General features: G+C 58.5%; 18 protein-coding genes. 12 read left to right on the forward strand and 6 right to left on the reverse strand.

Annotation, left to right across the window (positions count from 1 at the left end):
* Window positions 1-64: 64 nt before the first annotated feature.
* A complete protein-coding gene (locus ABIA48_RS03635) occupies window positions 65-1,195 on the forward strand; it encodes a P1 family peptidase (RefSeq protein ID WP_429487095.1) in 1,131 nt (376 codons plus the stop codon).
* Window positions 1,196-1,493: 298 nt separating this feature from the next.
* On the opposite strand, the gene ABIA48_RS03640 is transcribed toward ABIA48_RS03635, so the two are convergent.
* Window positions 1,494-2,114 (reverse strand): TetR/AcrR family transcriptional regulator, encoded by a 621-nt coding sequence (locus ABIA48_RS03640; RefSeq protein WP_429487096.1) that lies wholly within the window; start codon window positions 2,112-2,114, stop codon window positions 1,494-1,496.
* Between the two features lie 163 nt (window positions 2,115-2,277).
* Here ABIA48_RS03640 and ABIA48_RS03645 point away from each other — a divergent pair, with 163 nt between their 5' ends.
* Window positions 2,278-2,718, forward strand: a complete 441-nt coding sequence (locus ABIA48_RS03645; RefSeq protein ID WP_429487097.1) for a hotdog fold domain-containing protein — start codon at window positions 2,278-2,280, stop codon at window positions 2,716-2,718.
* 138 nt (window positions 2,719-2,856) lie between these two features.
* On the opposite strand, the gene ABIA48_RS03650 is transcribed toward ABIA48_RS03645, so the two are convergent.
* Window positions 2,857-3,579, reverse strand: a complete 723-nt coding sequence (locus ABIA48_RS03650; protein WP_429487098.1) for a GNAT family N-acetyltransferase — start codon at window positions 3,577-3,579, stop codon at window positions 2,857-2,859.
* Between the two features lie 509 nt (window positions 3,580-4,088).
* Here ABIA48_RS03650 and ABIA48_RS03655 point away from each other — a divergent pair.
* Window positions 4,089-7,487, forward strand: a complete 3,399-nt coding sequence (locus ABIA48_RS03655; RefSeq protein WP_429487099.1) for an Ig-like domain-containing protein — start codon at window positions 4,089-4,091, stop codon at window positions 7,485-7,487.
* A gap of 295 nt (window positions 7,488-7,782) precedes the next feature.
* On the opposite strand, the gene ABIA48_RS03660 is transcribed toward ABIA48_RS03655, so the two are convergent.
* From ABIA48_RS03660 to ABIA48_RS03670, 3 genes are all read right to left on the reverse strand, one after another.
* Window positions 7,783-8,352: a YceI family protein gene (locus tag ABIA48_RS03660; RefSeq protein ID WP_429487100.1), complete on the reverse strand. Its 570-nt coding sequence runs from the start codon at window positions 8,350-8,352 to the stop codon at window positions 7,783-7,785.
* 137 nt (window positions 8,353-8,489) lie between these two features.
* A complete protein-coding gene (locus ABIA48_RS03665) occupies window positions 8,490-9,161 on the reverse strand; it encodes a phosphoribosyltransferase (RefSeq protein WP_429487101.1) in 672 nt (223 codons plus the stop codon).
* A 328-nt stretch (window positions 9,162-9,489) separates the two neighbouring features.
* Window positions 9,490-10,848: an MATE family efflux transporter gene (locus ABIA48_RS03670; protein WP_429487102.1), complete on the reverse strand. Its 1,359-nt coding sequence runs from the start codon at window positions 10,846-10,848 to the stop codon at window positions 9,490-9,492.
* A gap of 479 nt (window positions 10,849-11,327) precedes the next feature.
* Here ABIA48_RS03670 and ABIA48_RS03675 point away from each other — a divergent pair, with 479 nt between their 5' ends.
* Complete coding sequence (locus ABIA48_RS03675) at window positions 11,328-12,806, forward strand: DUF1254 domain-containing protein (protein WP_429492779.1); 1,479 nt, start codon at window positions 11,328-11,330, stop codon at window positions 12,804-12,806.
* 56 nt (window positions 12,807-12,862) lie between these two features.
* On the opposite strand, the gene ABIA48_RS03680 is transcribed toward ABIA48_RS03675, so the two are convergent.
* Window positions 12,863-13,186, reverse strand: a complete 324-nt coding sequence (locus tag ABIA48_RS03680; RefSeq protein ID WP_429487103.1) for a low molecular weight protein tyrosine phosphatase family protein — start codon at window positions 13,184-13,186, stop codon at window positions 12,863-12,865.
* A 1,771-nt stretch (window positions 13,187-14,957) separates the two neighbouring features.
* Between ABIA48_RS03680 and ABIA48_RS03685 the strand changes: the two genes are divergently transcribed.
* From ABIA48_RS03685 to ABIA48_RS03720, 8 genes are all read left to right on the forward strand, one after another.
* Window positions 14,958-16,616 carry a bifunctional 3-(3-hydroxy-phenyl)propionate/3-hydroxycinnamic acid hydroxylase gene (locus ABIA48_RS03685; RefSeq protein ID WP_429487104.1) on the forward strand — a complete coding sequence of 553 codons (1,659 nt, stop codon included), beginning with the start codon at window positions 14,958-14,960 and terminating at the stop codon, window positions 16,614-16,616.
* 2 nt (window positions 16,617-16,618) lie between these two features.
* On the forward strand, window positions 16,619-17,266 hold the full coding sequence (locus ABIA48_RS03690) for a TetR/AcrR family transcriptional regulator (RefSeq protein WP_429487105.1): 648 nt from the start codon (window positions 16,619-16,621) through the stop codon (window positions 17,264-17,266).
* A 311-nt stretch (window positions 17,267-17,577) separates the two neighbouring features.
* A complete protein-coding gene (locus ABIA48_RS03695; RefSeq protein WP_429487106.1) occupies window positions 17,578-18,192 on the forward strand; it encodes a TetR/AcrR family transcriptional regulator in 615 nt (204 codons plus the stop codon).
* Between the two features lie 87 nt (window positions 18,193-18,279).
* Window positions 18,280-19,371: a VOC family protein gene (locus tag ABIA48_RS03700; protein WP_429487107.1), complete on the forward strand. Its 1,092-nt coding sequence runs from the start codon at window positions 18,280-18,282 to the stop codon at window positions 19,369-19,371.
* 175 nt (window positions 19,372-19,546) lie between these two features.
* Complete coding sequence (locus ABIA48_RS03705; protein ID WP_429487108.1) at window positions 19,547-20,503, forward strand: fumarylacetoacetate hydrolase family protein; 957 nt, start codon at window positions 19,547-19,549, stop codon at window positions 20,501-20,503.
* 2 nt (window positions 20,504-20,505) lie between these two features.
* Window positions 20,506-22,407 carry an acyl-CoA synthetase gene (locus ABIA48_RS03710; RefSeq protein ID WP_429487109.1) on the forward strand — a complete coding sequence of 634 codons (1,902 nt, stop codon included), beginning with the start codon at window positions 20,506-20,508 and terminating at the stop codon, window positions 22,405-22,407.
* A 152-nt stretch (window positions 22,408-22,559) separates the two neighbouring features.
* A complete protein-coding gene (locus ABIA48_RS03715) occupies window positions 22,560-23,879 on the forward strand; it encodes an outer membrane protein transport protein (protein ID WP_429487110.1) in 1,320 nt (439 codons plus the stop codon).
* A gap of 444 nt (window positions 23,880-24,323) precedes the next feature.
* Window positions 24,324-25,820, forward strand: a complete 1,497-nt coding sequence (locus ABIA48_RS03720; protein ID WP_277529827.1) for a methyl-accepting chemotaxis protein — start codon at window positions 24,324-24,326, stop codon at window positions 25,818-25,820.
* Window positions 25,821-25,946 lie beyond the last annotated feature (126 nt).

Consider the following 25,946-nt stretch of genomic DNA (forward strand, 5'->3'; position numbering starts at 1 on the left):
CCCACAGTGTCCGTGGTGCCCAACAAATATTCTTTTTCTGCCACGATCTGAAGATGAGAAAGCCATGAAACCACGCGCCCGCGACCTGAAAATTCCGTTCGGCCAACTGCAACCCGGCCCGCTCAACGCCATCACCGATGTCCCCGGCGTGCGGGTCGGCCACAGCGATGTACGAGGCCGCACAGCCAATGGCCGCGACATCCTCACTGGCGTCACCGTCATCGAACCGCGTGCCGGTTCCACCAGTCAGCAACCCTGTTTTGCCGGCGTACATGTGCTCAACGGCAATGGCGATGCCACGGGGCTGGAGTGGATTCGCGAAGCGGGGTTGCTGACCAGCCCCATCGCGTTCACCAACACCCATAGCCTGGGTGTGGTTCGCGATGCGCTGATCGTGCTTGACCGCGAGCAGCAAGCCGATGACGGGCGTCTCTACTGGAACATGCCGGTGGTGCTGGAAACCTTCGACGGCCTGCTCAACGACATCAACGGTTTTCACGTGAAGCCTGAACACGTGGCCCAGGCCGTGCGCTCGGCGGCGGGTGGCCCGGTGGCCGAAGGTAATGTCGGCGGTGGCAGCGGCATGATCTGCCACGAGTTCAAGGGCGGCATCGGCACCGCGTCGCGACGCTTGAACGGCGCCCAGGGTGGCTGGACGGTGGGGGCGATTGTCCAGGCCAACCACGGTATCCGCCATGAACTGCGCGTCGACGGGTATCCGGTCGGGCGCTACATGGAACAGGTCGATTCGCCGTTCCTCAAGGCCTCGTTGCCCCATCCGGGCATGGGTTCGATCGTGGTCTGCCTGGCCACCGATGCGCCGTTGCTGCCACACCAGTGCACGCGCCTGGCCCAACGCGCCAGCCTCGGCCTGGCCCGCACCGGCGGCGGCAATGAAGACCACAGCGGCGACATCTTCATCGCCTTCGCCACCGGCAACGATCACGTGCCGCCGGCCGCCTATGAGAGCAAGAAAACACCGACCACCGACAACCTGAGCATGGTCAACAACGACCACATCAGCGAGCTGTTCCTGGCCGCCACCGAAGCCGTGGAGGAAGCCATCATCAATGCCTTGCTCGCCGCCGACACTGCCGAAGGCAACGGGCACGCGGTGCAGGGGCTGGATGTCGAAACGTTGCTCAAGGCGTTGCGTAGCGCTGGCTGGCCGGGGGATGCGACTAGTGGTACTTGAGTGAAATACTCGGTCTTTTTACGATGAACTTGCGCAGCCGTTTGTTGACTCAAACCGCTGCGTAGGTGGTGAGTGCACTGAACCCCTACCAAGCTCACCGCCTGCTTCACGCGCATCTTGAGCCTCACGGCTCCTCTTCCTCCCCATCAAAGAGCTTTGAGGCTCTTTTTTTGCCTCTGAAAACCAACACTATTCATTGTGGGAGCGGGCTTGCTCGCGAAGGCGGTGTGTCAGTCAATATTTATGGCGACTGATACGACGCCTTCGCGAGCAAGCCCGCTCCCACAGGGGGGGATTTTCATTGGGGTTGGGGGATGCACAGCGAACGCCACGCTGCCTGCGCCAGCATGTCCCGGTACGCCTTCGGGCTGCCCTTGACCCGGCCCGACAACCAGGCGCGGCAGTAACTGTCGGCCTGGCCGACGATCAGCGACGGTATCAATTCCGCCGGAAAATTCCCCAGCTCATTACCGTGTGCCCCCAACCACTCCAGCAACTGCTTGTTGCGCGTCTTGTTGCGGGTGGCGAGTTCGTCCTTGAACGGCCCCTTGGTGACGGCAAACCGCGCGTGGTACTGGAAGCGTGCCCACTCCGGCTGGCTATCGACCCAATCCACATAGCTGTGCACCAGCGCATGCACCCCTGCTTGTGTGGTGTGTGCATCAGCGAGGTAGCTGTCGCGCAAACGGGCCTGATCGTCGAGGGCGGTAAAAAACAGCGCCGCCACCAGACCTTCCTTGTTGCCGAAATGGTGATAGATCGCGCCGACACTGGTATCGCATTCGGCGCGAATCATTTCGATGGTCGTGGCCTCGATCCCCTGTTCGTTGAACAGGCACAGGGCCTTTCTGAAGATGCCGCGCTTGAGTTCGGCGCGTCGTCCGGGGTAGCAGCGTTCGAGCAGGTCGGCGGTTTCCATGCTGAAAAACAGTCCAGAACAATCATGAGGACGCTGGCGAATGCCAACGGGTAAGTCGCAACAGGTTGACAGATTTCTCATCGACAGAATACTGTTCCGTCACAGAACAATATTCTGTTACGGAATATTGTTCTGCAAACTGTCATCCTCAAGAGGCATCAAAATGAGTCAGTTCCTCAGCATGTTCAACAGCGCAGGCCCGGAAGCCTTCAGCCAAATGGCCTGCCAGGTAGCACCCTATTTCTCCAGCATCAACCCGCTGGTCAAGGACTTGCGCAATGGCTCTGCCACCGTGCACGTACCGTTCGCCCGGGAGATCACCAATCATTTGGGTACGGTGCATGCCATTGCCATGTGCAATGCCGCCGAACTGGCTGCCGGGATGATGACCGACGTTTCCATTCCCGCCGGCGCACGCTGGATTCCCAAAGGCATGACTGTCGAATACCTGGCCAAGGCCAAGAGCGATGTGACGGCGGTGGCCGCGGGGGAAGCAGTGGACTGGGCCACTGAAGGCGACAAGATCGTGCCGGTGGACATTCACGATGCCGAGGGCAAGAAGGTGTTCACGGCGCGGATCACCATGAATGTGAAGCTGCCCTAAACGCTGCCCGCAGTTAAATGTGGGAGCGGGCTTGCTCGCGAAGGCGTCGTGTCAGTCGCCATCAATGTTGGCTGACACACCGCTTTCGCGAGCAAGCCCGCTCCCACAGGAGGATTTGTGGTGTTTGGGAGAGTGCGATCAGACCAGGCGCAACCGGGAGCCAGACGCCGGCACCGCATCGTCACCCAACCGCGCCCGCACAAATTCATTGGCCTTGCGCGTCAACTGGTCCAGGTGCCGGTCGCGTTGTTTTTCCGCGTCGGTCATGGCCCGCTTGCCGTGCTTTTGCAGCAGGTAGGTATGAATCTGCCGCACTTCCAGCGAGCTGTAGATCGACGCCACATCCAGCAGCGCCATCAAGCCATCGGTGGCGTGGTCGCGGGTGTTCATCAACACCTGGGTCGCACGCACGCCCACCACCTGAAAACCCATCGCCTCGAAATACGGCACCTTGACCACCGCGCAGGTCAGCTCGGCATGGGGATAACGGCCGACCATTTCCCGCAGCATCCACCGGGCCACGCCCTGGCGCCGATATTCGGCCTGTACCGCCATGTACGCCACGCCGCAAGCCTCAGGGTCGTCCTGTACCGGCAGGTACAGCACAAAGCCAATGACCTTTTCCGGATCGTCTTCATCAGTGGCAACGATCAACTCCACGGCAATGCCCTTTTCTCCGTTCAGCGCCTCCAGATACAGATGCACCTCATAGCCGATCGCGTATTGATAGAGGTTGTACAGCAGGTTGCTGGGCGGGATCGCGACCATGCTGATGTCGGTCAGGTTGTCGACCACCATCTGCAGGATCTGGCTATTGATGTGCTCGGGGCACGGGGTCTTGAAGTGGCTGATCAGGGGCATTGCGGTGACAGGCTCCGGGAGGCAAGGGCCGCCTATCATAGCGCGCCTGACACCTGCGGTCCGAAGGGTGATGGACAGACATCCCCCCTATTCATGAGCCATGTACATCGCCGGCGTTTGCGTTACGGCTGGAGGCGTTGCGTTTTCGAGGCTGACAGCAATGACTCAGGCACAATTTGTGCTGGATGTAGTTGCCTCATCGCGAGCAGGCTTGCTCCCACAGGGGACTGCGGTTTTGCCCACTCCTCGATCTTCTGTGGGAGTTCGCATGCTCGCGATAGCATCCACTACCACAACGGCCTGCGGTGTGAATGGGGGGGAATCAATGGGTAAAGCCCCCCAACTGTGAGGATTCCCACCCACCAGGCCACTACGACTAAAGTCCGAACCGCCAGTCTTTTGATATCAATCAGGTTTTTGTCTCCCTCGATCTCCCCGCGATTGGCGCACCTCTTGCATTGAGCGAAATGCGAACGTCAGCCACACCGGCGCGCCCCGAGGGGAACAACATGAAAAAAATGCCTGACCTCCAGTCGCTCGGTTTTTTCCGAAAACCGGGCATCGCCGCTGTGTTGCTGATCAACGTCAGCATCGGCACCGCCAATGCCGTACCGCTGGATGATTTCGGTCCGCCACCACCGACGGACCCCTCGGCATTTAGCAATCCCCCGGCCGACCTCGACGCCGCAGCGGCTGCCTTACGGGCCATGCCACCCGTCAACCAAGGCTCCATCGCCCTGCCCAATGGCGCTTTTGGCACCCGCCTCACCACGCCAACGACTGATAACGTGCTGCCGCCAGCCCTGCAAACATCCTTCAAAATCCCCACCAATGGCAAGCCCAGCCCATTGTTCGGGGCGCAGCCGTACACTCAGCAACTGCTGCTGTTCGAAGAATTCGGTACGGAAAAACTCGACCCGACACTGCCGGCACCACCCCTGACCTTTCCGGTTCCGCTCGTCGGCCCGGCGCCCACGCAGGACCCGAACAACATCGCCCGCAGCGGCCCTTCGCCCACGGCACTGGTAGCCTTCATGCGCCAGCCGGGGCTGTACCCGTTTCCGTCGCAGTTTTCCAACGTACTGGACCGCAACCCGTGGAAAGCGCAGATCGAAGCCTTCCTCAACCGCCATCCGGTCGGTTCACCGGCCGAAGGTCGTCCGCCAGGAAAAGGCTGGTCGCACCAGCGCTGGAACGAGTTCTACCCGCAGGTCGGCTTCAAAACCGTGCAAGCGGGCGCCCAGCTCAACAGCGGCATGCGCGACCGCCGACAGTTGCACAACTACGCCGTCGGTGAGTTCGGGCCTGGCGGGCTCTACAACCAGACTTCGAGCACCCCGGTCATTGCGGGCACCACCAAAGGCATAAATGTTCGTTTTCACCCCAACATGCCGATTCAGAACCACAAGGCGCTCTGGACCTTCGACGGCACCTTTCCGCCAAAACTGTTGATGGTGCGTTACGGTCAAGCCGCGCTGATGCGCCACTACAACGCCCTGCCGATCGATCCAGCGGCCAACATGGGGTTTGGCCTGCACACCCTCACCACCCACGAACATAACGGCCACTCCCCGGCCGAAAGCGATGGTTTTTCCGGTGCGTTTTTCTTTCCGGGGCAGTACTACGACTATCGCTGGCCGATCCAGCTGGCCGGTTACGACACCATCAACACCAGCGCTCAGGATCCGCGTGCGGCGTTCCCTTGCGCCCCGGGCGAAACCCTGTTCGTCAACGATGCCACTCCAGGCCTGAAGACGTGCAACAACGGCAGCATCAAGATCCGTGGCGACTGGCGTGAAACCATGAGCACCCACTGGTTCCACGATCACATGGTCGATTTCACCGCGCAGAACGTCTACAAGGGCAACGCGGTGATGATGAACTACTACAGCGCCCTGGATCGCGGTAACGAAGCCTTCGAAGACGGCGTCAACCTGCGCCTGCCCAGCGGTTCGGCGCTGCCTTGGGGCAACCGCGACTATGACGTCAACCTGATGGTGGCCGACAAGGCCTGGGACGCCAATGGCCAACTGTGGTTCAACCCGTTCAACACCGACGGCTTCCTCGGCGATCAGGTCCTGGTCAACTGGCAGTATCAGCCACGCCTGAACGTGCGGGCGCGCAGCTATCGCTTCCGCATCCTCAATGGCTCGGTGTCGCGCTACTTCAGGATCGCGCTGGTGCGTGAAGTCGCCGGCACCGGTGGCGAATTCCCCGGGCCGGCCGGTTCCGGCGTGTCTTATAGCCGCGTGCCGTTCCACTTGATCGCCAACGACGGCAACCTTATGGAACATGCCGTGCCGTTCGACGGCAGCATGGACCTGGAAGGTAACGGTGACCTGCAGAACCACAACGCCATCCTGCCCACCATGGGCATCGCCGAGCGTTACGACATCATCGTCAACTTCGCGAAAAACGGGATCAACACCGGCGACAAGCTGTACTTCGTCAACCTGATGGAGCACCACGACGGCAAGGGGCCGGAGGCTACAGTGCTGAGCCTGGCCGACGTGCTGTCCGGGACGTACAAGGCGGTGCTCAAGCTGGGCAGCAAAGGGCTGGAATGGGACGGCGGCGACCCGGGGGTGGGCAAGTTCATGCAGATGGTGGTCCAGCCTTATACCGGCCAGGACGTGAGCATGAACCCCGCCGACTACGAACCCGCCAAACCGGGTAAACCGGCCGGCAAGACCATGATCCCGCTAACCCTCAACCGCGATGATCCGGTGGTACAGGCCAAGCTCAAGGCGGCGCGGCATCGCGAGTTCATCTTCGGCCGCTCCGATGGCACCGACGAAGCACCGTGGACGATCAAGACCGACGGTGGTCAATTCGGCTTCCCCATGGATACTCGAATCATCAGCGCCGCTCCGCAACTGGCCAACGGCCCGACCCCGGCCGGGTTCTCCGGCGACGGCACCCTGGAAGTGTGGAGAATCAAGAGCGGCGGCAACGGCTGGAACCACCCGGTGCACGTGCACTTTGAAGAGGGGATCATCCTCCACCGCGATGGCAACCCGCCGCCGGAATGGGAAAAATGGGCGCGCAAGGACGTCTATCGCATCGGCGATGGCATCGACAGCTCGGTGGACGTGGAAATGGCGATCCGTTTCCGGGAATTCGCCGGGACCTACATGGAGCACTGCCACAACACCCAGCACGAGGACACGTCCATGTTGCTGCGCTGGGATATCGAGCACCCCGGCCAGTTCCAGTTAATGCCAGCGCCCCTGCCCGGCTGGGACGGCGTCACCTACGTCAATTCCTCCGCGTTGCCGACCTTCCGCACTGGCGATACCCGCGCCAATAACGACGGCGATAACCAAAAACCGATCGCCAACCCCGACAGCGCCATCAGCAACAACGGCCAACCGGTGACTATCAACGTCCTGGCCAACGACACCGACCCTGACGGTAACGTGCCACTGAAAGTGGTGGGGCTGGAGCAACCGGACTCCGGCAAGGGCGTAGTCAGTACCGATGGTACGCGCGTGATCTACACACCACCGGCCACGGTCGCCGCGCCGTTCACTGCGACCTTTACCTATAAAGCCGCTGATGCCAAGGGCGCGGAGTCGGCATCGGCGACGGTGTCCGTGGCGGTCTCGGCAGCGGTCAACGAGAACCTGATCGTCACCAGCGCTACCGTCACCGCCCGCAGCAACAGCCGCTGGTATTGGGTGCTGTCCGGCACCACCTCGCGTGGCACGGGCAATACCATCACGGCGACGGCCACGACCACAACCGGTACGGTGAACCTTGGCACCGCCACCCTGACGCCTACGGCTACAGGTGCGCGCTGGAATATAGCGGTGACGACCGTCGGCAGTGGCCCGTCGCCTAGCCCGACAGCGACCATCAAATCGGCCTTCGGAAAAACCGTGACAGTGCCAGTAGTGGCGCAATAGAGCGGTTTGATCGGCGCCCGGTCCATGCAATGTGGACCGGGCGCTTTTTTGTGGATCGTACGGTGGTACCGAGGCCTGATTGATCTTAGCCTTTGTATTGACTGTGACAACGCCATCGCGGGCAAGCCCGCTCCCACAAGGATCTTCAGTGAGCACAGAAATTATGCTCGACTCAGATCCCTGTGGGAGCGGGCTTGCCCGCGATGGCGGCTCCTCGGTCGATCAGAAAAACCTCTCTATTTTCCCATCAGCATGGTCACGTCAATGGCCGGCAAATTATCGATGGGGTCTCCAGTCACCGCTGCGGCGCCACCATCCGAAAACGGATATTGATCTCGTTGGACACCACACTGTCCGCCCACTCGCCCTCGCCTATCTTGAAGTCGTCACGCTTGAGCACCAGTTGGCCCTCGAAAATGCCGATGGCGCTCTCCGATTTCAGCAGCACCGGTACACTCACTTCCCGAGTAAGCCCCCGCAGGGAAAGCTTGCCGGTGATGGTGTAGCGGTTATTGCCCAGGGCCTTGATGGAGGTCGACTCGAAGGTCGCCACCGGATAAGTCGCGGAGTCGAACCACGCCGGCTTTTGCAGCTCGGTATTGGCGTCGCTGCTGCCGGCATCGATGCTCTTCAGGTAGATGGTCAGCGCGGCATGGGCGGCGCTGGGGTCATCGGTGTCGAAGTCCAGTTTGGCCTTGAACTTGCCGAAGGTGCCGTAGGTTCTCGAACCCATTTGCTCATAGGTGAAACTCAATGTACTGGCCTTGGCGTTCACTTCCTTGTATTCCACGGCTCCAGCGAACGGCATAAGGCCGAACACAAACGTACCGGCCAGAGCGACGAAACACGCGGATCGAAGGTTCATGGCACTCTCCGGGAGGGCTCCCGTCTTGAGTTGTCGTGCCGCACACGAAGGGTGGCACCCAATGGACTAAAGCAAACTACGGGGGTTTATTCCACCTCAGGCGTTGTTTTGCGACCACCTGTCGATGGCCGCCCGCGTTACCCACACTCCTCGCGTTGCCACGCTCGCTGCAACAGCTCGATAACCTCGGTATCCGGGGTCTGGGAAAAATCCATGTACCAATGACCGATCGAAGTGAACCACTGCGGCATCAACAGGCAGACCAATTCATCCACCTCGCTACGCAGCGCCTGCGCCGTATCGACCGGCGCCACCGGCACCGCCACCACGATGCGCGATGGTGCCTGCACCCGCAGCGCCTGGATCGCCGCCATCATCGAAGCGCCGGTGGCCAAGCCGTCGTCGATCAGGATCACCACCTGGTCCTTGAGCTGCACCGGCGCCCGCGTGCCGCGGTAAACCCGCTCGCGGCGCAGCAGCTCGCGGGTTTCCCGTTCGACCACGGCGTCGAACGCGACACGATCAATCGGGTGCGCCCGCAGTGCCTCTTCATTGCGAATCTGGATACCGCCGCTGGCAATCGCGCCCATGGCGTACTCCGGACGGGACGGCACGCCGAGCTTGCGCACCAGCATCAGGTCCAGGCGAACCTTCAGCGCCGTGGCCACTTCATAAGCCACCGGCACGCCGCCACGGGGCAAGGCCAGAACAATCACATTGGGTCGGTTAGCATAAGACCGCAGCGGCTCAATCAAACGCCGCCCGGCCGCCGCCCGGTCCTGCAAAATGGAATGGGACAAGGGGTCCATTCGAAAACCTCCCCAGGCGATCACGCCTCATGCCAGTCAGTTAAGCGATAATGCGATCTGTAGCAGCTGCCGAGCCCGCGAGGCTGCGTTCGGCTGCATAGCAGTCGTGAGTCCAGCTGACGCGGCCTGCCTGACGTACCGCGATTACTGATTTTACGACTGCTTCGCAGCCGAACGCAGCCTCGCGGGCTCGGCAGCTGCTACAAAGGGTGTCACGGCTGAGATTGCTTGACTGACTGGCATAGGCGATCGCACCTGTCTTTTTCAGTCACACCGTCCTTTTGTGGCGAGCTTCAGTGAACAGCATGCCCCTTGCGCCGCGTCCCGCCTACACCAACCGCTCGATCTTCTGATGCTGCCACACCAGTTTGTAATACAGCGTCTGCAACACCAGCATCCCCAGATACGCCACCGGAAACGCCATCCATACTCCTTGCAACCCGAACTTCGCATCCAGCAGATACGCCGCCGGCAACTGCACGCCCACCACGCAGACAATGGAAATCGCCACCGGCACCAGCACCGTACCGCTGGCGCGCATGATGCCGCCGATAATCGCCTGGAAGCCAAACACCAACAGGCTCCAGAGCATGATGTGCAACAAGTGCCGGGCCATGCTGCGCGTCGCCTCTTCGGTCAGGAACGAGGCCAGCAACCAGTGCGACAGCAAGTAACCCAATACAACCAGACCACCGGTCAGGCACACGTTGATCATCAACCCCGTGCGCAGAATCGGACCCATGCGCTCGATGCGCCCGGCCCCGATCGCCTGCGCCCCGAGGATCGACGCGGTAATCGCAATCGACAGCGCCGGAAACTGCACGTAATTGACGATCTGCGTCACCGCCCCGTACGCCGCCGTCGCCTGGGAACCGTGTTGGTTCACCAGCGCCAGAATCACCAGCTCCGACAGCGACAACACCACCATCTGCAACCCGGTGGGCAAACCGATGCGCAACACCTTGCCGAGAATCGCCATGTCCAGCTTCATCACCGCAAAGAACTCCCGGTCCGGTGCCAGCGGATGGCCCTTGCCGATCAGCCGCCACGCGAGCAACCCCATCGCCACCAGGTTACCCACCAATCCGGCGTACGCCGCACTCTGAATCCCCATCGGCGGCAACCCGATCCACCCGCGAATCAACGCCGGCGTCAGCGCCAAACCCACGCACGTCGACACCACCAGCGCCAACAACGGCGACAACGTATCGCTCACCCCGCGCAATAACTGGGTGAACAACACAAACACCAACAGCGACGGCATGATCCACAACATCACGTGGGCATACGCCACCGCATCGTCCAACACATCCGCCGGCGTCCCCAACCCCACCAACGCCGACCGCGCAAACACACTCCCCACCACCGCCGCCACCAACCCGATCAACACCCCCAACAACAACGTCGCTCCGGCAATCGCCTTCACCAGATGCACCTCCCGCGCACCCCACGCCTGCCCGATCAACACCCCGGCGCCAGCACCGAGGCCGATGACCAGGGCGATGAAGAAGAAAACAATGGGGAACATGCCGGATACGGCCGCCAGGGCTTGGGTGCCGAGCATTTGGCCGATGTAGATACTGTTGACGGTACCGGACATGGATTGCAGGAAGTTCGACAGGACCATCGGGGCAAGGAAAAGCAGGTAGATTTTCCAGAGGGGGCGTTGGGAGGGTGGGGTTTGCATTGGATAGAGGTCCATCTCGACGGCGGGAGGGCTGATTGACGATAGCTTCGGTGAGTCAAAACCGGGGGGCAATGAACATCTCAGGTCTGTGTTTATATTTCCAGCAAATGCTTGCGAGCGCAGACCACGGAGTAATCGAAAGCGGGCGCCGAATGCACCTGATGCCAGTCAGGTAAGCCCCGGATATTGTGGGAGCGAGCTTGCTCGCGATGACGGTTGGACAGTCACACAAGAGGTGTCTGACAGTCCGCCATCGCGAGCAAGCTCGCTCCCACAAGGTTTGCAGTGTTCAAACACTTGACTGGCAGGCATCAGCCGAATGCCGCGCCTGGCGGGCTTCATGGACCAGCTACCTGCTCTTTCCGATCAATGATCTATGCTCGTGTACGGCAGTAAACCAGCTGGAGCCCTCGGCGCATCCAATCGCTGATCAGGACATCCAGGGCAGAGAGGACTGTGGTGACAGGAGCAACACAATGATGAAACCGGAATATTCAACCTGCATGAAATGGATCGCAATCGCTGCCGCCTCGGCGGCTCTTGTTGCAGGCTGTGCCAGCCAGAACGACCCTGTGGCCCAGGCCGGGAAAGCCGACGCAGCCAAAGGTATCGCCGCCCCCGGCCTCACCGAGACGAAGGCCATCGCCGAGGAAGCCTTCATCTACGGACTGCCGATCGTCATGAACTATGCGGTGATGTATGAGTACGCCGTGGACAAGAACGGCCCACAGTTCAAGGCCCCCTTCAACCAGATCAAGAACGAACCCCGCGTCTTCACCTACCAGGACACGGCCATTGTCACACCCAACAGCGACACGCCCTACTCCTTCCTCTGGCTGGATCTGCGCGCCGAGCCCATGGTGCTCACGGTACCGGCAGTGGAAAAGAAACGTTATTACTCGGTGCAACTGATCGACGGCAATACTTACAACTACGGCTACATCGGCAGCCGCGCCACGGGGAACGGCCCGGGCAACTACCTGGTGGCCGGGCCTGACTGGAAGGGGTCCACACCACCGGGCATCAACAAGGTCTTCCATTCGACAACCCCCTTCACGGTCGCTGGTTATCGCACCCAGCTCTTCAATCCCAAGGACATGCCGAACGTGATGAAGGTGCAGTCGGGCTACAAAGTCCAGCCGCTGTCGGCGTTTTTGAAACAACCGGCGCCACCGGCACCGCCGGTAATCAATTTCCCTGCGACTACCAAGGCGGGGATCAAGGAGAACTTCTTCGAGTACCTCGATACCGCGCTCCAGTACGTGCCGCCAACGCCGGAAGACCGGGAGATTCGGGCTCGAATCGCGAAAATCGGCATTGGACCGGGCAAGAGCTTCGAGTTCAAAGACCTCTCGCTCGAACACAAGGCCGCTGTCCTGCTGGGCATGAAGGAAGGTGACGAGAAGGTGGACAAGTGGTTGTCCGGCGGACTCAAGAACGTCAATGGCTGGGGCATCGGCTCGTACTTTGGCGACCGCCATTTCTACAATGGCGACTGGTTGAAGCGCGCGGGCGGGGCCAAAGGCGGTATTTACGGCAACGATGCCGTGGAAGCCACTTACCCCATCACCCGCACAACCGCGACCGGCGAGCCACTGGACGGCAGCAAACACAACTACACGCTCACCTTCCCCGCCGGGCAACTACCTCCAGTGAACGCCTTCTGGTCGGTGACCATGTATGACGGTAAAACACAGCTGTTGATCAAGAACCCGATCGACCGCTATCTACTGAACTCGCCCATGCTGCCCGGCATGAAGAAAAATGCCGACGGTTCGTTGACCCTCTATATCCAACGGAACTCGCCCGGCAAGGCGCTGGAAGGCAACTGGCTGCCCGCCCCCGACGGCCCGATCTACCTGGTGATGCGCCTCTACTGGCCCAAAGAGACACCACCTTCGATCCTGCCGGCTGGCGAAGGCACCTGGAAGCCAGCAGGCATCGTGGTATCGAAATAGAACCCGGCGCGCCAGAACGCACAGCCCCCCGACATCTGCCGGGGGGCTGCCCTTTCTCAGGAAGGTAGATACTGCGTCACACTCTCGTCCAGCAGCTTGATCAGCGCAGGCTCCATGAACTGGAACTCATCAGGTATGTTCAGGCAGACGATACGTTTGCCTGCCAGCTCAGAGCTATATCGCGCCATCAATTTTTGTCGATGGATCGGCTCCATCACACATATCAAATCAGCCCACTGCAGCAGCTCAGGGCTCACCGGAACAACTGCCCCGTAGTCCACACCCGCTGAAGCAGTTTCCACGCCGGGCCAATCAGCAAACCGTTGCTCGGCCGAGGGACTTCGCAGCCGATTCTGGCTGCAGATGAAGAGAACGTTCACATCGGATGACTCCAGACAGTGTTCGTACCCCGAGGTGGGAACGAGACACTGTTTTATGTTGAAGCAGATGAGGCGTGCCGTCAGCTACCTTGGGTCGTGGCGGTTGGTGGGTTCGAAACTTCAGGACCTGATTTGCACTGCATACCGCGTTTTGGGTGACTTGCAGCTCGGTCCTCGCGTAACGAGTAATGCAAACCAAGGCCGATTACCGCATTCGCGACGGAGTCGCAGGTGCTGGAGGCTCACTTCCGGCTTTGATATGTGAAAAGACATGGTTTGAATCTACCTGTGACCAATATCCCAACATAAGGCGAAGTTCAGTCCGATTCGCCCCGACGTTCATCGATTTATTTTTGATAATTATTAATTTCCCAGCCCCCTCTTTATCCGTTTTAAATGCGCATAGAGGAGGGTTAGCGAAAGTAGAACCTGCATGTGGCTTTGACGAGAGCTTCGAATGCCGTCAAATCTGCATCTACGGAGTCTGCCCCTTCTCACCTTGTTTACTGTTTCCCCCCGCATATTCAACCGGGACACGCAGACGAAAGTTCACACACCGCACTTCGGTTTTTTCCAGGTTCGAGACTGAGCTAAACCACCAAACGGAGGGACTCCAAGATGCTGATAAAAATCGAGAAAGCGAGCACACCGGAATACTGGAATGTATGGATGAATGCGTGGTGCGTTAAATTTCGCAGCTATGCAGAAGCCCTGGCGTTCGTGAACAGATTGGAAGGTCGGATAAATGCACCACACTTCTTGCCTATCAGCGAAGACAGACTTGTATTAGAACTGTCTTAACCTCGCGACCTCATCACCAACCACTGCGCACGCCTGGCTTCTGCCTTTTTCGCCGCTCCTTTCTTTCTACTCGGAGCTGCGGGGGGATAGGCTTTTCAGGGGCTTATGGTGGGGGAAGCAGCGGCTGCACTATTCTTGGCTGCCTTGGCAGGGGGTCGATTGAATCGACGCTATCTACGGTGTTGTATCGGCGCTCATTAATCTATTTTTGATAATTATTAATTTCTGTTCTCCCCTCCCTCAGCCTTAAATGCACTTCGAGGGGGGTTGACCAAGGTGGGGTTACAGGTGACACCTTAACGGATGCTTCGAATGCAGCCCAATCTGTATTTGAAGAGGCTGACCTTCCTCACCATGTGTACTTTTTTGCCCCGTATCTTCCCCCAGGAGATGCGGGGTTTTTTTACAGTAAAAAATACAAGTCAAACACTCGAACCATTACTGGCGGGTGTTTTGTATTTCCAGACTTTGTTTTTTCTTAAGATGCAGGTTCATCGAAATGAATTGTCCCTGGTTTCGTAGACATCTCTGAATGGCCTCGAAGTTCGCCTTGGATGAAGCGCTTCATGGGCAATTCTTGCAATGAAATCCTCAGGAATCATAGCGACGTCTCGCAGACTTGCCTTGGCCCATTGCGCCCGGAACGCATTCTGTACAGGACAGATATCTATCCACCACTCGCCGTAACTTTAAAAGCCATGAAGATATTGCAAGCACCGCGGCCATCACAGTCAGCATCACCGGACGGGCTCGGTGGAGGGTGGCATCCAGCACCGCTGTCTTGATCTGAATGCGGTCTGCTGTGCCGGACACCTCGACTCGCCTGCTCGGTCTCATCACGGCTTTTCAGCGCACCAAATTTAATGACAAAAATATCAATATTGAAATTATTCTCAATTTTGCATACCGTGACCCTGCCTGACGATGAGACCTGTACGCCTCACGACTTCAATCACAACAAGGGCTCGAGATGAACAACAACAAGAACGTTTCCGAATTGCCTCCCTCCGCCGTCGATGTGCTGGTCGTCGGTAACGGTCCGGTAGGTGCGACAATCGCAGCGCTGCTCGGCCGCTACGGTGTTACGACCCTGGTGCTGGACAAGCTCCATGAAATCGTACTGATGCCTCGTGCCATTGCTCTGGACAACGAGGCTCTGCGCATCCTGCAACTCGCCGGATTGTCGGAGGATGCTTTCGAAAAGATCGTTATCCCTGAAGTGAAAATGCACTCTCCAGTCCTCGGACAATTCGGTCGAGCCAATACTGAAGGGTGTATCCACGGCCATCCCAAGCTAGTGACGTTCTATCAACCCGACCTCGAACGAGCGATGCGCGGCCAGGTTTCCCGACTGAAATCAGTGACCAGCCTGGGTGGCTTCGAGCTGGAGAGTCTGGTCGAGGAAGCAGAGTGCGTAGTCGCCACTGTACGGGATCAAGATGGCCACTCGCATTCCGTTCGCGCCCAGTATCTGATCGGTGCGGACGGCGCCAGCTCCAGGGTCAGGGCGCTGATCGGCCAGGAGTTCGAAGGACAAACCTATGCCGAGGATTGGCTGATTGTCGATGCCAGGAACCGGCATCAGTCAGCCATTGATCACATTGAGTTTATCTGTGATCCGCGGCGACCCACGCCGCACATGCCCGCCCCCGGCGGAAGAGAACGCTGGGAATTCATGCTGCAACCCGGCGAATCCCGGGAGGAGCTGGAAAGCCCGGAAAGCATCGCGCGGCTCATTGCGCCATGGATCAATCCGCAGGAACTGGAAATCGAGCGCAAGGCGGTGTATCGATTCCACGCGCGTTGCTGCAATAGATTCAGCAAGGGACGTACTTTCCTCGTCGGTGACGCTGCACACATCACCCCCCCTTTTGTGGGGCAAGGTCTCGTAGCGGGCCTTCGTGACGGCGCCAACCTTGCCTGGAAGCTGGCTTGGGTTCTTCGTGGCCATGCCGCGCCTGCGATACTCGATACCTACGATGTAGAGCGCCGCCCGCATGCCCAGGCGATGATCAATCTGGCAAAACTCATGGGCCGCCTGGTAATGCCCAAGAACAGGATCGCGGCTTTCTTCATCCACGGTCTGATGCGTATGCTGGCGTTGACTCCAGCGACCAGAAGGTACTTCGAGCAACTGGACATCAAGCCGAAGAACACCTTCAAGCACGGCCTGTTCGTGCAGCATCGTCGGGGTGACAAGCTGGTACGTGGCAGCCTGTTTCCCCAAGCCTGGATTCGTACCCTGCAAAAGCAGATCAAACTGAGCGACGACGCACTGGGGGACAACCTGACCCTGGTTGGATTCGGTGTTGACCCGTTGTCACTGCTCACCACTGATCAGATCGTTTCCTGGGAAAAGATGGGGGGCCACTTCCTGGAGGTCAGACCCCGCGGTCAACGCTCCGGCGGCAGTTGTGACTTCATCGAAGACATGAACCATGACATCCTGCCGCTGGCGGCTAAAGGAACGCTGGTCGCCGTTCGTCCTGACCGTATCATCATGCACCACGCCCCCGGCACAGAGGCAAGCGGGCTCCTTCGAGACTGCCGGGGCCTGTTGATGAGCGATGACGCCACGCCTGACAACGTTTCGATTACCATCAACGAGCCGATTAAATTACGAGCCTGATCATGCATTCCCCCACCCATCCTTTAGAAGCTGCTGAGCCGGAACCTCTCACCAGGGGCCACAAGAAGCGTGAGCGCACCCGTCGCGGTCTGGTAGACGCGGCATTACGGCTTATCGCACGTAAGGAGGTGGGGGAGATTGCATTGTTTGAGGTAGCCGCAGAGGCGGCGGTATCCAACGGCACCATCTACAACTATTTCCGAACGCGCGACGAAGTACTCGAAGCGGTGGGTATTGCCATGGCCTCCGAGTTCTCTGACGCCATTTCCGTCATGAACTCGGACGTGCATTGCGGTGCGCAGCGGCTTTCGATTGGTGTTCGCATGTTTGTGTGTCGGGCGGCTGCCGACCACCAATGGGCGAATGCGCTGCTGCGCATCATCCATTTCGACCAGGCCATGCGCTCGCGTTTGGCTGCCCATGTACTTGGCGATCTGCGTGAGGGGCTGCGTGCAGGCACTTTTGCTTATGAGGATGAAGGGATCGCCCTGGATTTGGTCTTGTCGTGCACAACCGGAGCGATGCGTTCTGTTGTCGAAGGACGTGCAGTGATTGAGCACGATGTGCGGGTCGCCGAAATGATTCTCCAGGCCTTGGGCGTAACGCCTGCCAAAGCCCGGGAAATAGCCGTAAAGCCATTGCCCACCTGAAATGCAGGTTTTCGCTTCGCCTGTGCAGCGTTCCTCGCCATGTGTAGAGGCGTGTTCATCATTCAAACCGTATCCAGCTGGCGGGATCAGGCCGCGACCAAAAGGCTTATTGAACACTAGTGTTCAACTACGCCACTGTAATCGCTAATTTTTCAAGCCCATTTAAAACCAGCCCCCCCTTTCTTCTATAGACAAAATATGAGCTTCACATCAAATCAAGGCGCGAGGCGGGAGCTGTCATCCCGAAAACACGTTGACACAAACTGAACACAGGTGTTCAATCGAACCTCAGATGAGTCTGGAGATAAATTGTGCAATCCCTGAACCCAACACAGCGCCGCATTCACCAAGCCGCTTTTCGTCTATTCGCGGAAAAAGGCACCTCGCAAGTGAACATTCTCGATCTTGCACAAGAAGCAGGGGTGGCGCGCGGCACGATCTACAGCAACATCGAGAGCATGGAAAGCCTTTTCGAAGCAGTCGCCAGCCAGCTCGCCAAAGAGATGCATGAACGGGTCAACAAGAGTTTCAACTCCCTATCCGATCCCGCTCAGCGCCTGGCCAACGGCATCCGACTCTTCATTCGTCGGGCTCACGAAGACTCCCACTGGGGGGCATTCATCCATAAGTTCGCCATGAGCAGCTCTTCGCTGCGTGAAATGTTTAGCAGCCAGGCGACGACGGATCTTCTGAGTGGACTTTCCACCGGTCGGTACATGTTTCAGCAAGAGCAATTGCTCTCGGTCCTGACGCTGATATCGAGCAGCGTCCTCGGGTCCATTTTCCTGGTTCTGGAAGGGCACAGAACGTGGCGCGAATCGGGATCTGATACGGCCGAACTCGTGTTGCGGGCCTTGGGTGTGCCTCTTGAAGAGGCGAAAGCGCTGGCGGCCGTAGAGTTGCCGGCACTGCCTCCGATCGACTAAGCGCGGTAACCGACACTACGAGCAAACCCCTGGAATTTTCAGGGGTTCGGGGATCGCTTTGCCCTAAAAAACTGGAAAACAAGAACAATGAATAGCAAAAATGAAATGCCCTGGTTGGCAACGCAACAGCCTGCCAGGCATCCGCAACCGACGGTGAAAGCTCAAGGTCTGACTCACCTGATTTTTCAAAGGCCGGACTTGAATGAGGCAGCGCATTTCCTGACTGACTTCGGTCTGACCGTCAGTCATAAGAGCACCGAAATGCTCTATCTGCGCGGCACAGAGTCAGCTCCCTATTGTTACCGCGTGCACCGTGCAGAAAAGGCAGGATTTATCGGGTTCGGCCTGGCAGTCCGATCGCTCAAGGATTTGGAAAAGCTGACGCAAATTCCAGGTGCATCCTCGGTCGAGGCCTCGACCCATCCTGGTGGCGGCCACTACGTCAGACTGACCGATCCTTCCGGCTTTATCGTCGAGGTGGTTTGCGACCAGACGCCCGGTAAAACCCTGGAACACAGAGCCCCACTTCCTTGGAATCTGGCGCAAGAGCAGCCGCGAATCAACGCCACACAGCGCCCGCCGATTGCACCGCCTGAAGTCCTCAGACTGGGCCATATCGTCATTGAAGTGGCTGACTATCAGGCGACTTGTGCCTGGTATACCCAGCATTTCGGGTTTATTCCCAGTGATGTACAGGTACTCCCCGACGGCACCCCCATCGTCGCCTTCATGCGCCTTGATCTCGGTGACAGGCCGGCAGATCACCATACGTTGGCGATCGCACAGGGGTTCATGGCGACCTATAGCCATAGCGCCTATGAAGTCGTCGATGCAGACGCGGTGGGAATGGGACAGCGCGTCCTGCGCGAGCGCGGCTGGAAGCACTCCTGGGGCATCGGCCGACACATTCTGGGCAGTCAGATCTTCGATTACTGGCAAGACCCATGGGGCGATAAGCACGAGCATTACTGCGACGGGGATATTTTCACGGCCACTCGGCCTACCGGCATTCATCCCGTGAGTCCCGAGGCAATGGCGCAGTGGGGGCAGCGCATGCCCAAGAGTTTTACCAAACCCAGGATGAGCTTCAGCAATGTGCGTGCGCTGATCCGCAACCTGCGACGCAGCCCGGACTTAACCATTCGCAAGTTGATAACACTCATGCGGATGTTCGGGTAGAGCTGCCGCCATGTCGGGTAACTCAACCCAGTATGGCCGGCGGGATGTGCTCAAAGCCGGTGCCTTGATCGCCGGCGGCTCGTTGGTCTACAGCGTTACCAGCCCCCCTTCAGAACAACACCACAGTTCCCACGCCACCGAATGCGGGACAAACGCCGCTCCAGGAGTACCTTCAATGTCTGCTGTACATGTAGTCCGCTTTGAATTCGAGAACGGTATCCACTGGGGCGTGCTTCGCCAGGGCCGTATCACGGTCATCCCCGGTGTTTTTGAAACCACCGGTGATTTCATCCGCCAGAACAGTATTGACGACCTCGCTCAGCTGAAAGGTTCGGAGTTGGATGAGAGCGTAGTAAAACTGCTATCGCCGGTGACCCGCAACCAGCAGTTCGTCTGCCAGGGCGCCAATTACCGTCAGCACATGATTGAGTCGGGCATGGATCCGGATGCGAAGAAATTCAACATGATCTTCACCAAGGCGACGAGTTGCCTGGTGGCGGCTGACAGCGACCTGATCAAGCCGCGTACCGTGCGCTTCCTCGACTACGAGATTGAACTGGGGCTTGTGATGAAACGCGCGATCACCGGTTCCGTGTCTGTCACTGACGCCAATCTGCATGAGTTCATCGCAGGCGTCGTCATTGTCAATGACTACTCGGCCCGCGACATTCAGATTCCCCAGATGCAGTTCTACAAGGGCAAGAGTTTCCGCACATTTGGTCCGGTCGGTCCTTACCTCTGCCTTCTGGATGCCAAGGACATGCATTACCTGAAAGCTTTGCAGCTACGCCTGACGGTCAACGACCAGGTGCGACAAAACGACAGTACGGTAAACCTGGTTTACGGTCCCGCTGAAACCCTTACCGAACTCTCCGCCGTGCAAGATCTCGCCGTTGGAGATCTGATTGCCACCGGTACTCCTGCCGGCTGTGCTCTTACGATACCGTCGCCTGCGAAACAGCGCATCGCAGCCCTTATGCCAGAGGCCACCAAGTGGAAGCTTTTTCTAAAGGCGCAGGAAGGGCGGTCTCAGTACCTCAAGCCAGGAGACGTCGTCGAAGCGCGCATTAGCAGCGTTGATGGCGTGATTGATCTGGGTGTGCAACGCAACCGAGTCGTAGAGGAAGCCTGACGATGATGGTGCGATCACTGAACGACATTGAACGTATCGAGCAGGTCCCGTTGGCAGAGCGTAGCCTGGCTTCCAGCACCTATGAAGCACTGACACGGACAGCCAGGCTCAGCCCCAACGCGCCCGCACTGAGTTTCTTCGCCGACGCCAGCTGCTTCAGGAACACCCACCACTGGAGCTATGCCGAACTCGTCGAAGCTATCACTCGCGCGGCGAATGCCTTCCACGACCTGGGCATTACCCCGGGTGAAGTACTGGCCTTCATCCTGCCCAACCTGCCGGAAACCCACTTCACCATCTGGGGGGGTGAAGCGGCCGGTGTCGTCATGGCGATCAATCCGCTGCAAGAGGCCAAACAGATAGCGGCCTTGCTACGGGCCGCCAAGGCCAGCGTGGTGGTAACGCTCGCGCCGACCCCGGGCAGCGACCTGTGGCCCAAGCTGGCCTCTCAGCTCGATCAACTTCCCGAGATCAAGCACGTCGTTTGGGTTGGCATGGGACCCTACGTTGATGTCGCTCAGCGTGAATCCCTTGAATCCCTGGCAGAGAAAGAACGTGAGTTGCACAGGGGGGCCACGATTCACGAATTACGAACGTTGATGGACGCTCAGCCAGGCACGCAACTGAAGAGTGCCCGACTGTTCCGCCCTGAGGATCGTTCCTCTTACTTCTGCACCGGCGGTACCACCGGGCTGCCCAAGATTGCGATGCGTACGCACGGGGCGGAGGTCTTCAACGCGTGGGCCATGGACACGCACATGCGGCCACACGGGAGTGGCCAGGTCATTTTCTGCGGGTTGCCGCTGTTCCACGTAAATGCACAGCTGGTGACAGGCCTGATGCCTTGGAGCCAAGGTGATCATGTCATCCTCGGCACGCCGCAGGGTTATCGTGGTGAGGGTGTGATCCCACGCTTCTGGGAGATGGTTGAGTACTTCGGCATCAACTTCTTCTCGGGTGTTCCTACCGTCTATTCCGCACTTTTGCAAAATGAGCTGGAAGGCCGCGACCTGTCCAGCCTTCGTTATGCCATGTGCGGTGCCGCGCCGATGCCGGTCGAACTTTTCCGGGAATTCGAAGGCCGGACCGGGGTGAAGATCCTCGAAGGTTATGGACTCACGGAAGGCGCATGCGTCTCCTCGGTCAATCCACCCCATGGCGAACGCTACATCGGCTCCATCGGTATACGGATTGCCTACCAGGACATGCGCGCAGTCTTGCTCGATGACTCGGGAGAATATCTGCGCGATGCCAAAAACGATGAAATTGGCCTGATCACCATCACGGGTCCGAACCTGTTCGAGGGTTACGTTGAGGAAAACCATAACCGCGGCCTGTGGATCGAAATCAATGGTCAGCGTTGGCTGAATACAGGCGATCTGGGACGCCAGGATGAAAATGGCTATTTCTGGCTGACCGGGCGCAAAAAGGAACTGATCATCCGCGGCGGCCACAATATCGATCCCAAACAAATCGAGGAGGCTTTGCAGGCCCACCCAGCGGTGGCGTTGGCGGCCGCCATCGGCAGCCCGGACGCCTATTCGGGCGAAGTCCCGGTCGCCTACGTGCAACTGCGACCAGGCCACGTCTGCAATGTTGAAGAACTTGAGCAGTTTGCTCAGCACCACATCAGTGAGCGGGCAGCCATTCCCAAGCGGATCGAAATCCTCGACGCCCTGCCATTGACTGCGGTTGGCAAGATCTTCAAGCCTGCTTTGCAGCAGCGCGAGGTGGCCCGAGTAGTTCGGCAGGAAGTGGAACGCATGTGTCTGAAGGACATTGCGGTAGAGGTGATTCAGCACGAACAACGTGGGTTAGTCGCCTGCATCCGGGCCGGGAGAAATCAAGAGTCCCTGGCCCTCCTTCTGGGTCGCTATAGCTTTCAGGTGGAGTGGCTCAAATGATCCTGACTTCGTAAGTTCGGCACCTCGGTCCTGGCAGTAGTCGGCCAGGGCCTTTTTCACAACTTCGATCAACGCCAACCGGCACTGCCAAGTGCACCGGAAGGCGAAGCCTTGCCTGCGCACCAGTCAATAAAAACAATACGAGGTGGGAAATGAAACTGAGCAACCGTGCAACCCCGTGTCTCTCAGCTGTGCGAGAAGTGTCTTCCTGGATTAAATTCACAGGTGCCGCGGCAATACTCAGCGTTTCAACAAGCGCAAGCGCCAATGGCATTGCCCTTAACGAACAAAGTGCAAGCAGTGCGGGAACTGCTTATGCGGGCAGGTCGTCTTCCGCGCTGGATGCCAGCACTATCTTTGGCAATCCCGCAGGTTTGACCAAGTTGAAACGTGCTGAGATTTCCGGCGGAGCTGCGGTCGTCTCGGTGAGCGATGACATCAGTGATGCGCAGAGCAGTGCCCCGGGAACGAATAAAGGGGACTCGGTACCTTTGGGGGTCGTCCCTTTCGCCTATATGTCGACGCCGCTTGACGATCGATTTTCGATTGGTATTGGCCTGTATGCTCCGAGTGGTCTGATCAATGATTACGAGAGAAACTTTCAGGGCCGCTACCATGGCTCCTATAGCACGACCAAGGAAATAACCCTGCAGCCCACCATTGCCTGGCGGATCAATGATTACGTGTCCATTGGTGGCGGACCGACCATAAACCGTTTCAATGCAAAGCTTCAGAATTACCTGGCCACCGGCGCCCTGAACAACGGCCAGGACACACTGGTTACCATCAAAGGCGATGACACGGCACTTGGCTACAACGTCGGCGTTTTGTTTGATTTGAGTGATGCGACCCGTTGGGGGATTAACTATCACTCGAAGGTGAGCTATGAACTCAAAGGGCATACTGAGGTTTCCGGCTCCCCGAGCGTTATCCCGCTGGACGGAAACTATGACAACAAGATAGACCTCACGATGCCCGAATCCGTGGACACGTCTATCACCCATCATTTCAATAGTCGCTGGACGGGATACCTGGGGACCACCTGGAAACGTTGGAGCCGGATCAAGAAGGTCGAGGCAGTCAATAGCGGTCTTTCCCCCTTGGGTCAGGCGGCCGGCCTGGGAAGTGTGACCGAAGAAATGAACTGGCACGACACGTGGTCCACCGCAGTTGGCGCGTCCTGGCAATTGAACCAGCAATGGCTGCTGCGCGCAGGCTACGCCTATGATCCGTCGCCCATTGGAAATGCCGATCGCAGCGTGCGCGTTCCGGTCGGGAATCGCCAGGCCGTGACCTTGGGTGGCGCTTATTCGCCGAATTCCGATCTGACGATAGACTTTGCTTATGGTTATCTCTGGGATTCCAAAGCCTCAGTAAAACAGTCGAACAACTCCGGCCTTCAACCGGAATACAGTGCCAAGTACGAAAACAGTGCGAATGGATTTTCAGTCCAGGCAACCTATCGGTACTAATCGACAGCACTGAGTTTTTAATAAAGCCCATTATTGCGAGCCTTCCTGAAAGCTCTCCTTTCATCGTTAATCAACTATCCCAACGGGACGTGACGAAGTGCTGCCTGGCAATCAGCGCCCACTGCCGCGAATACGTTCGCGGTTGTGGGTGGGTTGTCATTTCATTACCGCTAATCCATCGAGTTTTCTGCGTGAACCTTCTGAATCACGGCCCTACAGGCGGGCCCCTACCCCGCTGACTCCGCATTCCTTGCCTCTAAATCCGCCAATACTCCCCACAAACGACGTAACACCCACCAAGAATAATGGCATTAGGCTACTCTCTCCTCGGTTTCTCATATTCACTGCAACACCCCAAAAAACGCCACAGCTTCAGTATCAGGCTCGCCTGACCGGTATCAGCCCCCTGCTTCATCCTCACTCAACTACATGGAGTAAGCGTGAATGCCCTTCCCCCCTCGTTTCCTCGATCACTACCGCAAAGCCGACCGCATCATGCTGGGCCTGATCTGGCTGATGTTCGTCTTCGCGGTGGGCCTGGCGTTCTGGCACGACACGTTCAAGCAAGCGCTTTTAGTGGGTGGCGGCACCAGTGTGTTGTTGACCGTGCTGTATCGCGCCATCGGCGGGTCGCGGTTGATGCGCTGTTTGCTAGGCGTTGGCTTGATGGTGATGGCGGCGTTGCATATCAATCAGGCCGAGGGGGTCATTGAGTCGCACTTCGGGATTTTCGCGTTGTTGGCGGTGCTGACGTTTTATCGCGACTGGTTGCCGATTCTGGTGGCGGCGGCTGCGATTGCCGTGCATCACGTGGTGTTTCATGTGCTGCAACATCAGGGTTTTGCGGTGTATGTGATGGCGCATCACGGTGGCTGGACGATGGTGTTCGTTCACGCTTTTTATGTGGTGATGGAGACGGTCGCGCTGCTCTATCTGGCGGTGCACAGTCAGGCTGATGCGGTGGAGAGCCAGGACATGCTGGACAAGATGCTCGCCACCACGTCGCAGTTCACCGCCAACGCCGAACAGGGTGACAAGGCGCGTGTGCATGTGTCGCTGGCGCAGCGTTTCGATCAGTTTTTGATGCAGATCACCGCGTTGGTCGACGGGGTGGTGCGTGACTCTCACGGCTTGGGTCAGTTGGGCCAGGAGTTGGCCAAGGCGAGTAATACGCTGGAGAAAGGCGCGAAGCATCAGTTGACGGAAATCGCGCAGATGACCGGGTCGATGCAGCGTATGGGCGATGCGATGGAGCATATCGTGGTGCATGTCGAGCATGCCGTTGAACATGCCGGCCAGGCCAGTGCGCAAGTCACTCGCGGTCAGGAAAGCGTGAACCGTGCGCGGCAGGAAATCACTCAGTTGGCGTCGCGCCTGGAAGGCACCAACCAGACCGTGCAGGTGCTGGCCGGGCAAGCACAGCAAATCGGCACGGTGCTGGAGGTGATCAGCAGTATTGCCGAGCAGACTAACTTGCTGGCGCTCAACGCTGCTATCGAAGCGGCGCGTGCCGGCGAGCAAGGCCGGGGCTTTGCCGTGGTGGCCGATGAAGTGCGCAGCCTGGCGCAGCGCACGGCGGTTTCCACCAAAGAAATCCGGACCATCATCGAGGCCTTGCAGCAAGGCAGCCGCAAAGCGGTCGAGGCCATGCAGGACAGTCGCGAGGGGGTGGAACGCTGTGTCGAGGACAGTCAGTTGGCGGCGGCGATGTTACAGGCCGTGGGCAGTGACATCTCGCAGATCGATGAACTCAATGGACGGATTGTCACGACAACCCGCGAACAATCCACGGCGAGTTTCGAGATCGTCGGGCGCTTGCAGTCGGTGCAGAGCATTGCGCAGAACACCGCAGACGATGTGGAAACCCTGGCGTTGAGCAGCCGGCGCTTGCCACCTATTGCCACGCGCCTGGATGCACTGGGGCGTACGTTTCATCAATGATCGTGCTGTGGTTTACATGAACAGTTTTTCATCTTGTAAATCATAGCCTTACATCACTTGATGGAGCAACCAAGCCACAATCAAAACCAACGCTTTATTCGCAATCCACTGACAATCCCATCACAT

Origin of the sequence: Pseudomonas sp. S30_BP2TU TE3576, from assembly GCF_050436025.1 — a bacterium.
GTDB lineage: Bacteria > Pseudomonadota > Gammaproteobacteria > Pseudomonadales > Pseudomonadaceae > Aquipseudomonas.